Annotated in this window: 10 protein-coding genes and 1 pseudogene; 4 read left to right on the forward strand and 7 right to left on the reverse strand. The window is 60.1% G+C overall.

All coding sequences use genetic code 11. The annotated features are described in order from the left end of the window. Positions 1–84: 84 nt before the first annotated feature. The 4 genes from thyA to rppH all read right to left on the reverse strand — a co-directional run bounded on the left by thyA (position 85) and on the right by rppH (position 4,768). On the reverse strand, positions 85–879 hold the full coding sequence (gene thyA, locus ACJ8IM_RS21120) for a thymidylate synthase (RefSeq protein ID WP_016929918.1): 795 nt from the start codon (positions 877–879) through the stop codon (positions 85–87). Between the two features lie 7 nt (positions 880–886). Continuing rightward, positions 887–1,759, reverse strand: a complete 873-nt coding sequence (gene lgt / locus ACJ8IM_RS21125) for a prolipoprotein diacylglyceryl transferase (protein WP_442516250.1) — start codon at positions 1,757–1,759, stop codon at positions 887–889. Between the two features lie 222 nt (positions 1,760–1,981). Next, positions 1,982–4,228 carry a phosphoenolpyruvate--protein phosphotransferase gene (gene ptsP, locus ACJ8IM_RS21130; RefSeq protein ID WP_033654107.1) on the reverse strand — a complete coding sequence of 749 codons (2,247 nt, stop codon included), beginning with the start codon at positions 4,226–4,228 and terminating at the stop codon, positions 1,982–1,984. Positions 4,229–4,240: 12 nt separating this feature from the next. After that, positions 4,241–4,768 carry an RNA pyrophosphohydrolase gene (rppH, locus tag ACJ8IM_RS21135; protein WP_004931849.1) on the reverse strand — a complete coding sequence of 176 codons (528 nt, stop codon included), beginning with the start codon at positions 4,766–4,768 and terminating at the stop codon, positions 4,241–4,243. A 696-nt stretch (positions 4,769–5,464) separates the two neighbouring features. Here rppH and mutH point away from each other — a divergent pair. From mutH to ACJ8IM_RS21155, 4 genes are all read left to right on the forward strand, one after another. Further along, positions 5,465–6,151 (forward strand): DNA mismatch repair endonuclease MutH, encoded by a 687-nt coding sequence (gene mutH / locus ACJ8IM_RS21140; RefSeq protein ID WP_033635764.1) that lies wholly within the window; start codon positions 5,465–5,467, stop codon positions 6,149–6,151. A 103-nt stretch (positions 6,152–6,254) separates the two neighbouring features. After that, complete coding sequence (locus ACJ8IM_RS21145; RefSeq protein ID WP_033635765.1) at positions 6,255–6,971, forward strand: TerC family protein; 717 nt, start codon at positions 6,255–6,257, stop codon at positions 6,969–6,971. 159 nt (positions 6,972–7,130) lie between these two features. Next, the gene (locus tag ACJ8IM_RS21150; RefSeq protein WP_033635766.1) at positions 7,131–7,349 is read left to right on the forward strand and encodes a YgdI/YgdR family lipoprotein; all 219 of its coding nucleotides are present in this window, start codon (positions 7,131–7,133) and stop codon (positions 7,347–7,349) included. Between the two features lie 206 nt (positions 7,350–7,555). After that, positions 7,556–8,596, forward strand: coding sequence for an NADP(H)-dependent aldo-keto reductase (locus ACJ8IM_RS21155; protein WP_101455640.1), 1,041 nt, complete (start codon positions 7,556–7,558; stop codon positions 8,594–8,596). Between the two features lie 33 nt (positions 8,597–8,629). Here ACJ8IM_RS21155 and lplT read toward each other — a convergent pair whose 3' ends face one another. The 3 genes and pseudogenes from lplT to ACJ8IM_RS21170 all read right to left on the reverse strand — a co-directional run bounded on the left by lplT (position 8,630) and on the right by ACJ8IM_RS21170 (position 14,569). After that, positions 8,630–9,814, reverse strand: a complete 1,185-nt coding sequence (gene lplT / locus ACJ8IM_RS21160) for a lysophospholipid transporter LplT (RefSeq protein ID WP_033654106.1) — start codon at positions 9,812–9,814, stop codon at positions 8,630–8,632. Then, positions 9,811–11,967 (reverse strand): bifunctional acyl-ACP--phospholipid O-acyltransferase/long-chain-fatty-acid--ACP ligase, encoded by a 2,157-nt coding sequence (gene aas / locus ACJ8IM_RS21165; RefSeq protein ID WP_101455641.1) that lies wholly within the window; start codon positions 11,965–11,967, stop codon positions 9,811–9,813. The genes lplT and aas overlap by 4 nt, the downstream gene beginning before the upstream one ends. A gap of 348 nt (positions 11,968–12,315) precedes the next feature. Further along, positions 12,316–14,569 (reverse strand): annotated as a pseudogene (locus tag ACJ8IM_RS21170) (molybdopterin guanine dinucleotide-containing S/N-oxide reductase). Positions 14,570–14,714 lie beyond the last annotated feature (145 nt).

A 14,714-nucleotide genomic window follows, 5' to 3' on the forward strand; every position in this document is an offset into this window, starting at 1 on the left:
GACGACAAAAAAATGCGGCGCGGTGCGCAATGCGGATAAAAAAAGGGGTGCAATCGCTGCCCCCCTGGTGTGATGCGGTTAAGGTTAGATCGCGACCGGCGCCTTGATGGCCGGATGCGGATCGTAACCTTCGATCTCGAAGTCTTCGAAACGGTAATCGAACAGCGAAGCCGGCTTGCGTTTGATCACCAGTTTCGGCAACGGACGCGGTTCACGCGTTAGCTGCAGCTGAGTCTGTTCCATGTGGTTGCTGTACAGGTGGGTATCGCCGCCGGTCCAGACGAAATCGCCCACTTCCAGATCGCACTGCTGCGCCATCATATGCACCAGCAGCGCGTAGCTGGCGATGTTGAATGGCAGGCCTAGGAACACGTCGCAGGAACGCTGGTACAGCTGGCAAGAGAGCTTGCCGTCCGCGACGTAGAACTGGAAGAACGCGTGGCACGGCGCCAACGCCATCTGATCCAGCTCGCCGACGTTCCAGGCGGAAACGATGATGCGGCGCGAATCCGGATCCTGCTTCAGCTGTTGGAGCACGTTGCTCAGCTGATCGATCTGACGGCCGTCCGCCGCGCCCCAGGCGCGCCACTGTTTGCCGTACACCGGGCCGAGATCGCCGTTTTCATCGGCCCACTCGTCCCAAATGGTGACCTTGTTGTCACGCAGGTAGGCGATGTTGGTATCGCCGTTCAGGAACCACAACAGCTCATGAATGATCGAACGAAGATGACATTTCTTGGTGGTCACCAACGGGAAACCTTCCTGCAAGTTGAAACGCATCTGATGGCCGAAAATCGACAGCGTGCCAGTGCCGGTACGGTCGGCTTTAGGGGTGCCCTCGGCGAGCACCTTGTTCATCAAATCCAGATACTGTTTCATTTGTCCCTCACGACATTTGTTGCTGCGGGCGACGACGGTACGCCCAAATCATCATAATAATACCGGCCACCACCATCGGGATGGACAGGATCTGCCCCATGCTGATCACGCCTTCGAACAGGCCGAGCTGGGCATCCGGCTGGCGGAACGCTTCAACGATGATGCGGAATGCGCCATAACCGATCAGGAACAGGCCCGAGACGGCGCCCATCGGCCGCGGCTTGCGAATAAACAGGTTCAGAATGATAAACAGCACCACGCCTTCCAGCAGCAGTTCATACAACTGCGACGGGTGGCGCGGCAGTACGCCGTACTGATTCAATAACGGCAGCAAAGAAGGATCGGCGGCGGCGAGGGCCACGTCTTCGCTGCGCGAACTTGGGAACAGCATCGCCCAAGGGGTGTCGGTGGTCACGCGGCCCCACAGTTCACCGTTGATGAAGTTGCCGAGGCGGCCGGCGCCCAGGCCGAATGGGATCAATGGCGCGATAAAATCGGAAACCTGGAAGAAGGTGCGTTTGGTGCGGCGAGCGAACCAGAACATCACCAGAATCACCCCCATCAAGCCGCCGTGGAACGACATGCCGCCATCCCAGACCTTGAACAGATAGAGCGGGTTATCCAGGAACAGCGGCAGGTTATAGAACAGCACATAGCCTACGCGGCCGCCGACGAATACGCCCAGGAAACCGGCGTAGAGCAGGTTTTCAACTTCGTCTTTGGTCCAGCCGCTGCCCGGCTTGTTGGCACGGCGCACCGCCAGCCACATGGCAAAAACGAAGCCGACCAGGTACATCAGGCCATACCAATGCAGAGAAACCGGGCCAATGGAGAAAATGACCGGATCAAATTTAGGAAACGCCAGATAGCTATTGCTCATCTATCACCACAACATGTCTGTTATTTTTCCCCATGCGGGGGCGGCAGGTGCCAAGCGGCGGCGGAGATTGTCCCGCGTCTTGCAAGCAGCAGCATTGGCCGCTGCGGTGTGCAAGGCGACGAGCCTGCGCCGCACTGAGGTTGCGCATCATAACATAGGCTTAGCGCGGTCCGGTCCGGCAGGCCGGGAAAAGTTCTGTAAAAAAATCACAACGCGCGGCGGCTACCGGCCCCCGCGGATCAACCCGCCCATGCCGCGCCGCTCCATAAACGCCGCCACCAGATGGCGCACTTCGGTAGTCATCTGGGTGTTCAACACCCGCTGCGCCAACATTTCGGCGTCGGCAAGGTCGATATGCCGCAGCAGGTATTTGATGCGCGCCACGCTGCGGCCGTTCATGCTCAGATTGCGATAGCCCATGCCCACCAGCAACAGCGCGCCCATGGGATCGCCGGCCAGCTCACCGCAGAGACTAAGCTGCAACCCGGCCGCGTTCCCCTGCTCGGCGATCAGTTTCAGCACCTGCAGCATCGCGGGGTGCAAACTGTCATACAGCGAGGCGACTCGGGTATTGTTGCGATCCACCGCCAACAGGTACTGGGTCAAATCGTTGGTGCCGACCGAGATGAAATCAACGCGCCCGGCCAGATGCGGGATCAGGAAAATCATCGACGGCACTTCCAGCATCACGCCGATTTTCGGTTTCGGGATCGCATAGCCAAGCACCTCTTCCACCTCGCGCCCGGCGCGGTCAATCAGGCGTTTGGCCTCATCGACCTCTTCCAGGCTGGTGACCATCGGCAACAAAATGCCCAGATTGCCGGTACCGGCGTTGGCACGCAGCATGGCGCGCACCTGAATCAAAAAGATCTCCGGCTGATCCAGGGTGATGCGGATGCCGCGCCAGCCCAGACAGGGGTTCTCTTCGCTGATCGGCATATAAGGCAGCTGCTTGTCGGCGCCGATATCCAGAGTGCGCAGCGTGACCGGCTTGCTCGGGTAAAGCTGCAGCATGCCCTGGTACTGCGCGACCTGTTCCTCTTCGGAGGGGAAGCCGCTTTGCAACATGAACGGGATTTCGGTGCGGTATAACCCCACGCCATCTACCCGGCCGCCCAACAGCTGTTCATGTTCCGGGCTGAGGCCGGCATTCAGCATCACCTGAATGCGCTCGCCGCTTTTCAACTGCGCCGGCTGCTCGACGTCGTCTTCCGCCAGCTTGCTCAGTTCCAGCTCTTCGCTGATCAGCCGTTGATATTCCTGCACCAGCACCGGTTCAGGATCGACCAGCAGTTCACCGCGATAACCGTCGACGATCAGCAGCCGCTGGCTGAGCAGAGAAGGCTGGATGTCGGCGCCCATCACCGTCGGCACCCCCATCGCCCGCACCAGAATCGCCGCATGCGAGTTGGCGGCACCGTCGCGCACCACCACGCCGACCAGGCGATCCTGCGGCACTTCGGCCAGCAATGTCGCGGTCAGCTCATCCGCCACCAGCACAAAACGCGCCGGCCACTGGGTGGCGCCCTGAGTGGTGTCGTCGAGGTGGAACAGCAGGCGCTGGCCCAGCGCGCGCAGATCGCTGCCGCGCTCGCGCATGTAGGTGTCCTGCAGTTTGGCAAACTGCTCGGCAAAGGTTTCTATCACCTGTTTCACCGCCCACTCCGCCACCGAACCGTTGTCGATTTCGGCGAACAGTTCGCGCTTGAGGCGGGCGTCGTTTAACAGGTGAGAATAAAGATCGAAGATCGCCGCGCTCTCTTTTTGCGAACTGGCGGCAAAACGCTTGCTGAAGCGGCGAAATTCCGCGCCGGCCTCTTCCAGCGCCAGCGTCAGGCGCTCGCGCTCGCTGGCGGTGTCCAGCGTCGACGCGCGGTAAACCTGATCGAGTGAAGGCTGGCTGCTGTCCTGCCACCCTTCCGCCACCGCCACGCCGGGTGAGGCCGCCAGCGCGCGCACGCGCGTTTGGCGATACTGGCCGAAAATGGCGTTGAGCTGCGACTGTGACAGGATCCCGGCCATCTGCGTGGCCAGGGTGACCATGAAAGACTCTTCGCTTTCGTCGAACTGGCGCAGCTCTCGCTGCTGCACCACCAGCACGCCCAGCAGCTGGCGCCGATGAATGATCGGCACCCCGAGGAAGGATCGGAAACGATCCTCTTTCACCTGCGGAACGTATTTGAAGCTGGGGTGGCTTTGGGCATCGGCCAGGTTGATAGGCTCGGCTCTGCGGCCGACCAACCCGACGACGCCCTCGTCAAACGCCAATGCGATAGTGCGCCCGCGCGGCTTTTTCAGCCCGCGCGTGGCCATCAGGTAGTAGCAGCGGCGATCGTTGTCCGCCAGATAGATGGAACACACTTCGGTGTCCATCGCCAGACAGGTTTCATTGACCAGCAGATCCAGCGCATCCGTCAGACTGGCCGCCGCAGCCACCTTCTCTACAATTTCTCGCAAGCGCGTGAGCATAGTCGGCTTAACTTAACCTCTCTTTCGGCGATAAGCAGGAGCCTGCCGCGGCGCCGCCTGCTCTTGCATCGGCATCACGGTCACGGCGAATTCTTTCATCACCCGGCGGTAGACGTCGCGTTTGAACGACACCACCTGGCGTACCGGATACCAGAAGCTCACCCAGCGCCAACCGTCGAACTCCGGCGTGCTGCTGCGCTGCATATTGATATCAGCGTCATTGCACAGTAGCTGCAACAAAAACCATTTTTGCTTTTGGCCGATACAAACCGGCTTTGTGTCCCAACGCACCAAACGTTTCGGCAATTTATAGCGCAACCAGTTGCGGGTCGAAGCCAGGATGCGCACATCCTTTTTACTCAGCCCCACTTCTTCGAACAGCTCACGGTACATCGCCTGCTCCGCAGTTTCGCCAGGGTTAATCCCACCTTGGGGAAACTGCCAGGAGTGCTGACCGTAACGGCGGGCCCATAAGACCTGCCCCTGACGATTACAGATTACGATACCAACATTCGGGCGGTAGCCATCATCATCGATCACCGGACTACCTCGATAAGCTTAAATTCGCATAGATGTCCTGATTGTTTCACACAAGCTACAGGCGGTAAACCACTGCTTTACGGCGCTGCGGGCCGAATAACATTGGGATAACTCACAGATATAGGCAAAGTTATAAACATACCCTAGCCTTTCAGACCGGTTTTATTCACTTTTTCTGTGGATAGGTGTGTGCAGAACTCGAGGAATAAGCCGGTAAAACTCTTAACCCCCAAAATCCCCCCTCAACACTAAAAACGCATATTTATTTTAAAAACATACAATTATGTATTAACGCATCGTTATATACAGGGCAAAAATGTGATCTGTGCACGGTAAGGATCTTACCCTGGCGAAAGATCCACCAACGTCGTTTTTATCCACAGATTATCCGGGCAAGTTACGCACAAAACGGACAAATTCGTAAAAAACCGCCCGAGTCAAGGCTGTAAATTGAACCAGTGATCGGCAAAAATTTGGGTTATCCCAAAAATCTGTGGATAAATAGGTGTAAGATCCTGTTTATTGTCGGTGGCTTCAGGTGAACAAGCCCCGCCAGTGCATTTTCCACCACGCCAAGAAAGGAAAAAAGTCATGTAAAATCATGCTACTATTATTCTTTTCCCCAAGCGATGGCGGTTATCGCTCACCGTGCATAATTGCAGTACGTTTTTCAACCAAATTAGACAGGCTTGATTTATGGCGTTTTTATCCCCTTTGCCGCCCCCGCCGGAAAATGAACGGCAGCTGTTCGAGCGCGCTCAGGCGCTGGCCGGCGCCAGCTTTGGCGAACTGGCCGCTCGCGCGCAGTTGCCGATCCCCAAGGATCTGAAACGCGATAAAGGTTGGGTAGGCATGCTGCTGGAGCTGTATCTCGGCGCCATGGCCGGCAGCAAACCGGAGCAGGACTTTCCCGAGCTGGGCATCGAGCTGAAAACCATTCCTGTCGATGCCGCCGGCAAACCGCTGGAAACCACTTTTGTCTGCGTCGCTCCGCTCACCGGCAACAGCGGCGTCACCTGGGCCAACAGCCACGTTCGCTACAAGCTGGCGCGCGTGTTGTGGATACCGGTAGAAGGCGAACGCCAGATCCCGCTGGCCGAACGCCGCGTCGGTTCGCCGCTGCTGTGGAGCCCAAGCGCGGCAGAAGACGAAATGCTGCGCCGCGATTGGGAAGAATTGATGGATCTGATCGTGCTCGGCCACGTAGAGCGCATCACCGCACGCCACGGCGAAGTGCTGCAGCTGCGCCCCAAAGCGGCTAACAGCAAGGCGCTCACCGAAGCCATCGGCGAACAAGGGCAACCGATCATGACGCTGCCGCGCGGCTTCTATCTGAAAAAGAGTTTTACCGGCGCGCTGCTGGCAAGACATTTCTCAATCTAAGCGATTTCGTTTAACTCTGGTTTAGCTGCCCCTATCAGCGCCATGATAAACGCGTATAATTCACGCTTTGCATTTATTAAGTATTAATAAGGTGTGTCGAGCAATGTTCGAATGGATTATGGATCCCAATGCCTGGTTAGCGTTAGGCACGCTAACCATTCTTGAGATCGTACTGGGTATTGATAACATCATTTTTCTGTCGCTGGTGGTGGCCAAGCTGCCCAAAGCGCAACAGAACAAAGCTCGCCGGATCGGGCTGGCCGCCGCCATGCTTATGCGCCTGGCGCTGCTGGCTTCCATCGCCTGGGTGATCCGCCTGACCCATCCGCTGTTTACCGTGATGGAGCACAGCGTATCCGCTCGCGATTTGATCCTGCTGCTGGGCGGGCTGTTCCTGATCTGGAAAGCCAGCAAAGAGATCCACGAAACCATCGAAGGGTCGGAAGAAGAGCACCACACCAAGGTGCACAGCTTCTTCGGCGCGATCGTGCAGATCATGCTGTTGGATATTATCTTCAGCCTGGATTCGGTGATTACCGCCGTGGGTCTTTCCGACCATCTGTTCATCATGATGGCGGCAGTGGTGATCGCCGTCGGCGTGATGATGTTCGCTGCCCGACCGATCGGCGAATTCGTCAACCGCCATCCATCGGTGAAAATGCTGGCGCTGGCGTTCCTGATCCTGGTGGGCTTCACGCTGATGCTGGAAAGCTTCCAGGTGCACGTGCCAAAAGGCTACATCTACTTCGCCATGTTCTTCTCGATGTCGGTAGAAGCGCTCAATCTGATGCGCAGCAAAAAAAATCGCGCGCCGGAATAACGCTATCTATATGAAAGCCGCCATTGGCGGCTTTCATCACTTCGTTGACCTCTCATTTCACTTTTTCTTATCAGATAAAGACTTATCTGAGACGCGCTTCGCCGAGAGTTTGCTAATCTTGAAAGAACATTATTTTCTGCATAATCGAGGATCCGCAGGATGAAAAAGTGGGTAATGGCAGTGTCTGCGCTGGTGATGGTGGCTGGCCTGGCGGGGTGTTCCAGCGACTACGTGATGGCGACCAAAGACGGCAACATGATCCTGACGCAAGGCAAACCGGAGATCGATGAAGATACCGGCCTCATCAGCTATAAAGACGAGAAAGGCAACCAGCGCCAGATCAACGGCGATCAAGTTTCTCAGGTTATCGAACGCTAATCACCGCCCGCCGGCTATCGCCCGTTCAAGCGCGGTAGCCCCCATTCGCGTCCGCACGGAATCCGCTTCCCCCATCTTCACCGCTTGGTTATAGTCAGGAAAGGCGACATCGCCGCCCGACGGACTCTGCGCCGTCTTCTGACATTGGGCTCCTGTTTCACCGGGCCGCGCGGCCCGTAAGCGCTAACAAGAAAGGAAGGCCGTTAATGCAATACCACCGTATTCCCCACAGTTCTTTAGAAGTGAGCGTGCTGGGACTGGGCACCATGACCTTTGGCGAACAGAACAGCGAAGCCGACGCCCATGCGCAACTGGACTATGCATTGGCCGCAGGCGTCAACCTGATAGACACCGCCGAACTGTACCCGGTGCCGCCCCGTCCGGAAACCCAGGGCCTGACCGAAAGCTATATCGGCAGCTGGCTCAAGGCGCGCGGCAATCGCGAAAAAATCGTCCTGGCCAGCAAAGTCTCGGGCCCGGTGCGCGGCACAGACAGCAGCATTCGCCCGCAGCAGGCGCTCGATCGCAAAAACATCCGCGCCGCGCTGGACGCCAGCCTCAAGCGGCTGAATACCGATTATCTCGATCTCTACCAATTGCACTGGCCGCAGCGCGCCACCAACTGTTTTGGCAAACTCAACTATCAATACACCGACGACAAAGCCACGGTCACGCTGCTGGAAACGCTGGAGGCGCTGACCGAGCAGGTGCGCGCCGGCAAGATCCGCTATATCGGGGTTTCCAATGAAACGCCCTGGGGCGTGATGCGCTACCTGCAGCTGGCGGAGAAACACGAGCTGCCGCGCATCGTGTCGATTCAAAACCCGTACAGCCTGCTGAACCGCAGCTTTGAGATTGGCCTGGCCGAGATCAGCCAGCACGAAGGGGTGGAACTGCTGGCCTATTCCAGCCTGGCGTTCGGTACCCTGAGCGGTAAATACCTCAATGGCGCAAAACCGGCCGGTGCGCGCAATACGCTGTTCACCCGCTTCAACCGTTATTCAGGGCAGCAAACCCAGCTGGCGATCGCCGAGTGCGTGGCGCTGGCCAAAAAACACGGGCTGGATCCTTCGCAGATGGCGTTGGCCTTCGTGCGTCAACAGCCGTTCGTCGCCAGCACCCTGCTGGGCGCCACCACGGTGGATCAGTTGAAAATCAACATCGACAGCCTCGATGTGGTATTGGATGAAGACGTGCTGCAGGCGCTCGAAGAAATCCATACCCGGTTTACCATTCCGGCGCCTTAATACAGCAAGGGCGCAGCCTGGCTGCGCCCCGTTTCACCGCCGCTGCGACCACCATAGCGCGCTAATCGCCAGCGCAAACACCACGCCAAACCCTACGCCGACGCCCACCACCGGCACGCCCAGCTTCACCACCAGCGAATACAGCGCCAGCATCAGCAACATGGCAGCGTTTTCACCCAGGTTTTGCACCGCGATAGCATTGCCGGCGCCGACCGAATGCTTGCCCCGCTCCTGCAGCAACGCATTGAGCGGCACCACGAAGAAGCCCCCCAGCATGCCGATGATCGCCAACAAGACATAGGCATTGAGCATGGTGGTTTGCAGCGCGAATACCGCGACCGCAACACCGATCAGGATCCCGGCCGGCATGCAGCGCTTCACCGTCTTCAGCGTGACAAAGCGTGCGGCGGCGCCGGCCCCCACCACGATACCGACGGCTACCATGGCGTTCAGCAGCGTCGGCGTGGCGTTATCGGCGATGCCGAGCGCTACCGGCACCCACAGCACCAGCAGAAAACGCAGCGTCACGCCGGCCCCCCAGAACAGGCTGGTGCCGATCAAGGAAAAACGCGTCTGCCCATCGCGCCATAACGTGACGCAGGCGGTAAAGAAGCTGTTCGTCATGGCCCACGGGCGCCAGGAAGCCCCCGGGCGCGCCGCCGCGAGGCGCGGAATATACAGGTTGGCGACCACCGCCCCCGCGTAAACCAAGGCGCAGACCGCCAGCGCCACCACCACATGCCAGTCCGCCAGAATGCCACCGGCCACCGAACCGGTCAGAATGGCGGCGATAGTCGAGGCCTCCATCAGGCCGTTAGCCTTGACCAGCTTCTCGCCGCTGGTGATCTCGCCCAGAATGCCGTATTTGGCCGGCGAATACGCGGCGGCTCCCACCCCGACCAGGCTGTAGCCGAGGAACGGGTTTCCCCCAAAACAGATCACCAACGCCCCCGCCAATTTTAAGGCGTTGGCGAACATCATCACCCGCCCTTTGGCAAAGCTGTCGGCCACCTGGCCGACGAACGGCGCCAGGATGATGTAGGTGGCGACGAAGGCCATCTGCAGGATCGGCTGGCTCCAGTCCGGATACAGCTGCTGCTTGATCAACGCCAGCGTGGCGAACAGCAACGCATTGTCGCCGAACGCCGAGAGGAACTGCGCGCTGATGACGGCGATCATGCCGCGTGACAGCAAAGGGGACTCGGTCGAAGGATTCATCGGGCACTCTCCGGCTGTTCGGCCATATGACGCAGGGTGACGAAATCGGGTTTGCCGCTGCCGAGCACCGGCAGCGTTTTCAACAGGCGAATATCGCGCGGCACCGCCAGCTCCGGGCTGCCCAGCTCACGCGCCACCCGCAGCAATGCTTCACGAGTGATGGCGGGATCGGTGGTGAACAGCACCAGCGCCTCGCCTTTGCTGCTGTCGCCTTTGGGCGTGGCGGCATGCATTTTTTCCGGTGACAGCCGTTGCGCCAGCAATTCGACGCTCTCCAGCGACACCATCTCGCCCGCCAGCTTGGCGAAGCGTTTCACGCGGCCGCGAATGGTGCAATAGCCCTGCTCATCCAGGCTGACGATATCGCCGGTGTCGTACCAGCCCGGCTGCAGCACGCCGTTCGCATCTTCCGCCGCCGGCGGTTCCAGCTCGCCGGGGCGCTCAACCCGCAGATAGCCTTTCATGATGTTCGGCCCCTTCAGCTGCAGGCGCCCGCCGTTATCGATGCCCGGCACCGCAATCAGGCGCGCCTCCATCTGCGGCATGATGCGGCCGACGGTGCCCACCTTGGTCGCCAACGGCACGTTAATGGACACCACCGGCGCGCACTCGGTCACGCCATAGCCTTCCAGAATGCGGATGCCGTATTTGTCCTGGTAGATCTGTTTGGTGCTGTCCGCCAGTTTCTCCGCGCCGGCCACCACGTAGCGCAGGCGGGCGAAATCATACGGATGCGCGAAGCGCGCATAGTTGTTGAGGAAGGTCGCCGTGCCAAACAGCACCGTGCAGTTGCGGTCATACACCAGCTCCGGCACCACGCGATAGTGCAGCGGGCTGGGGTAGAGGAAAATGCGGCTGCCGGTGATCAGCGGCGTAAGCAGCCCCACCGTCAGGCCGAACGAGTGGAACAGCGGCAGCGATGACATGAAACGGTCGCGCGGCGTGAAGTCGGCGATGGTGCGAATTTGTTCTACGTTAGCCAGCAGGCTGGCATGCGAATGCACCACGCCCTTGGGGTGGCCTTCGGAACCGGAAGTGAACAGGATCAGCGCCGCGTCCTCCGGGCGTTGCGGCAACGCCGCGCGCTGCGGCTGCAGCAAGTGCCGCAAAATCCACAGCTTGTCCGCCAGCGTAACGGTGTCTTTCAGATCTTCCAGATACACCCAGTTGGCCTGCGTCACCTGCTCCGGCAGGTGGGTCAGCTTGCCCTTCTCCAGAAACTGGCGCGAGGTGACGATGGTCTTGATGCCGGCGGCGAGCATCGCGCTGTTCAGGCCTTTGGCGCCGGCGGTGTAGTTGAGCATCGCCGGAATGCGGTTACGCAGCGAAGCGCCGAAGATCGCCGCCGCGGTGATGGTGGCGTTCGGCAACAGCAGCCCGACGTGTTCCCCTTCGGCGGTAAAGCGCTGCAGAATGCGGCTGACGCCCAGCGATTTCTTGATCAGCGTCTGGTAACTGTCTTCTTTGAAAGCGATGTCTTCGATACAGGGCTTGCGGCGCCCGTAGCGGTGCTGCGCCGCCAGCAAGGCATGGAACAGCGTCTGCGGTTCGCGCGTATCCATTCGCGCCCGCATCATGATCTGCATCAGCCGATCGCCCGCCAGCGCCCGGCGTTCACGCGCGCGCGGCGCTTCCGGCATCGGCAGCGTGGTCGGTGGCAAGATGCGGATGCTGATTTGCGGGAACCAGCGGATCTTGAACACCCCGGCCATGCGGCCGAACGGGCTGAACTCGGGGCCGTCGATCCGCACCGGCACCACGGTGGCGCCCGATTTGGCAGCGATAAACGCCGCGCCGTCGTAGATTTTCATCAGCGCGCCGGTCACGGTGATGCGCCCTTCAGGGAACACCACAATCGGCCGCCCCTGCTCGACCATGCGCACCAGTTGCTTGATGGCCATCGGCTTGGTGGGATCGAGCGAGACGAAATCAATGTAGGGCCGCAGCCAGCGCATAAACCAGCTCTCGCCGATGCTGGCGTAAACCGCAAACACCGGTTTAATCGGCAGGAACAGCGCCAGCAACACGCCGTCGAGGAAAGAGACGTGGTTCGGCGTAATCAGCAGTTTTTGCCGCTCGAAGTGCTGAACGTCCCCTTCGACCCGTACCCGAAACAGCAGGCGAAACAGCGCGCGCAGCAGTGAAAAGATCATGCCCTTCTCCCTTGGCCATGGAGGCGTAAATCGTTGTAGGGAAAAGAATACTATATGGCAGGCAAAAAAAAACCTACGCATCCGCGTAGGTTGGTGCAATTGAAAATGGCTTCAACATACAGAGTATGCTGATTTCTCACCAATCAATACCTCTGGGATCACCTACTCTAGAGAGATGGCGTGCAGGAAACTACCGGCGAATCGCAAGAGTTCTGCTCCAAATGCAACCAGCTGTAAATTTCCCGCGATCTGCTGTAATAACTCAATGAAACTTAAACCTTCCCGCAGCGGCGAAAAAATAAATACAGCCGCGACGGCGAGCCGGTTATCCCGACGTGAAACCTTCACTCATCGCGCGCTGACCTCCACCAGGCAACTCATGGCGTTCGGCCCCTGCGTCAGCGGCGAGGTGCCGATATCCAGCGTCAGCACGTTCGGGTTGCCCGCCTGCTCGACCGGCCGGCGCTGCGCGTCGTAACCCGGCTCGAACCAGGCGCCGGTCGCCATCAGCACCACGCCGCGCGTCACGCCGTCGGTGAGGGAGGCCCCCGCCAAACAGCTGCCGCGCGCATTGCTGACCAGCACTTCGGCACCGTCCGCCACGCCGCGCTGCGCCGCGTCCTCCGGATGCATATACAGGGTTTCGCGCCCGGCGGTCTTATTGCCCTGCGCCAGCGGCGCCGGATCCATCTGGCTGTGCAGACGATCGCTCGGTTGAATGGAGATCAGATGCAGCGGCCAGGTTTTGGCCTGCGGCGCCCCCAGCCACTCGACCGGCGGCCGCCACTGCGGATGCGGAGCGAAATCCTCGTAGCGATAACCGGCGATCCGCTCGCTGAACAGTTCGATCTTGCCGCTGGGCGTCTGAAGCGGGTTAGCCTGCGGATCGGCGCGGAACGCGTCAAAAAATACGAACTCCTTGGCCGGCGCGGGCAGTTCGACATAGCCCCGGCGCCAAAAATCCTCAAACTCGGGCCAGGCGACGCCGGCGCGCCGCTGCGCCGCATTGCCGATAGATATCTTCGATCCAGGCCCGCTCGCCGCGGTTTTCGGTAAAGCGCTCGCGATAGCCCAGGCGCTCCGCCAGATCGGCGAAGATATCGAAATCGTTGCGCGCCTGATGCTGCGGCGCAATCGCCTGATGCATCGCCAGCACGTAGCGATCGCGCGAGGAGCCGCCGATGTCGTTGCGCTCCAGCGAACTGGTGACCGGCAACACGATATCCGCCATTTTGGCCGCCGCCGTCCACCAGATATCTTGTACGATCACCGTATCCGGCTTCTGCCAGCCCTCCACCAGCCGATTCAACTGCTGATGGTGATGGAACGGGTTGCCGCCGGCCCAGTGCACCAGGTGGATATCCGGGTACTGCCGCGTCTCGCCGCAAAATTGATAGGTTTCGCCGGGGTACAGCAGCATGTCGCAGATGCGCGCCACCGGGATCGCCAGCCCGGCCGGGTTTTCCCCTACCGGCATGGTCGGCGCGGGGGTGTCCACGCGCGGGTTGCCGACGCCGTTCATCGAGCCGTGGCCGAACGAGAAGCCGCCGCCCGGCAGGCCCACCTGGCCCAACATCGACGACAGCGCGATCATCATCCAATAGGGTTGCTCGCCGCGGTGCGCGCGCTGTACGGAGTAGGAACAGGTGATAAAACTGCGCACGCCGATCAGCTGCCGCGCCAGCAGGGCGATGCGCGCCGCCGGAATGCCGGTAATGGCGCTGGCCCAGGCCGGCGTTTTCGCCACGCCGTCGCTCACGCCGTTCAGGTAATCCGCCAACTGTTGATAGCCCACGCAGTGGCTGCGCAGGAAGGCTTCGTCCTGCGCGCCCAGCCGCTGAATTTCGTAAGCCAGCGCCAGCATCAGCGCCACGTCGGTATTCGGCCGGATCGGGATCCACTCCGCGTTGACGAACCCGGGGCAGTCGTCGCGCATCGGGCTGATGTTGACAACCGGCGTGCCCTTGTGCGCCAGCTTTTGCAGCCAGGGTTTGAGCGCATGCTCCGCCGCGCCGCCGGAAGAGACCTGGGCATTTTTCAGCGCCAGCCCGCCAAACGCCACAAACAGCTCGCAATGCTCCACCACGCTTGGCCAACTGGTGACGCGCCCGGTCAACGGCGAGAAAGTGCCGATCACATACGGCAGGAAAAACTGCGCCGCGCCCCAACTGTAGTTGCCCTGCTGATCGACCCCGCCGCCGCCGCTGAAATAGAACCGTCGCACCAGCGAGCGCGCATGATGCAAGCGCCCGGCCGACGACCAGCCATAAGAGCCGGTAAACAGCCCGGAGGCGCCGTAGCGATCGCGCACCCGGCGATTCTCCTGCGCCACCAAATCGAGCGCCAGTTCCCAGTCCACTTCGACGAAATCTTCCCTGCCGCGCAGCGTGCGGTCGCTGCCCTCGCGCTTTTGCAGCCACGAGCGGCGCACCGCCGGCTTGTGGATACGTTTGTCGGAGTAAACCATCGGTACGATGGAATCGAGCAACGGCGAAGGGTCGGGATCGTCGGCGAAGGGTTCACAGCGAATAAGCCGGCCGTCTTCAACCACGGCGGTATAGGCGCCCCAATGGGCGAGCTGCGGATAGCGTTTAATGGACATGGCGTTCTCGGCGCAAATCGGAATGCACAGACGTTACCTCAGCCCGTCGCCAGTGCCAACGTACAAATTGCGCTATCGTTCGGCGGCCGACGGTTATGCGCGCAGCCGCGAAAAGATTCTGCAACGGCCGCCACAAGTTGCGCAC

Origin of the sequence: Serratia sp. CY33525, from assembly GCF_052169115.1 — a bacterium.
Classification (GTDB): domain Bacteria; phylum Pseudomonadota; class Gammaproteobacteria; order Enterobacterales; family Enterobacteriaceae; genus Serratia; species Serratia sarumanii.

Excerpts from the sequence above, each read along its gene's own strand:
- thyA (WP_016929918.1), bottom strand. The coding sequence starts at position 879 with ATGAAACAGTATCTGGATTTGATGAACAAGGTGCTCGCCGAGGGCACC.
- lgt (WP_442516250.1), bottom strand. The coding sequence starts at position 1,759 with ATGAGCAATAGCTATCTGGCGTTTCCTAAATTTGATCCGGTCATTTTC.
- ptsP (WP_033654107.1), bottom strand. The coding sequence starts at position 4,228 with ATGCTCACGCGCTTGCGAGAAATTGTAGAGAAGGTGGCTGCGGCGGCC.
- mutH (WP_033635764.1), top strand. The coding sequence starts at position 5,465 with ATGGCGTTTTTATCCCCTTTGCCGCCCCCGCCGGAAAATGAACGGCAG.
- ACJ8IM_RS21145 (WP_033635765.1), top strand. The coding sequence starts at position 6,255 with ATGTTCGAATGGATTATGGATCCCAATGCCTGGTTAGCGTTAGGCACG.
- ACJ8IM_RS21150 (WP_033635766.1), top strand. The coding sequence starts at position 7,131 with ATGAAAAAGTGGGTAATGGCAGTGTCTGCGCTGGTGATGGTGGCTGGC.
- ACJ8IM_RS21155 (WP_101455640.1), top strand. The coding sequence starts at position 7,556 with ATGCAATACCACCGTATTCCCCACAGTTCTTTAGAAGTGAGCGTGCTG.
- lplT (WP_033654106.1), bottom strand. The coding sequence starts at position 9,814 with ATGAATCCTTCGACCGAGTCCCCTTTGCTGTCACGCGGCATGATCGCC.
- aas (WP_101455641.1), bottom strand. The coding sequence starts at position 11,967 with ATGATCTTTTCACTGCTGCGCGCGCTGTTTCGCCTGCTGTTTCGGGTA.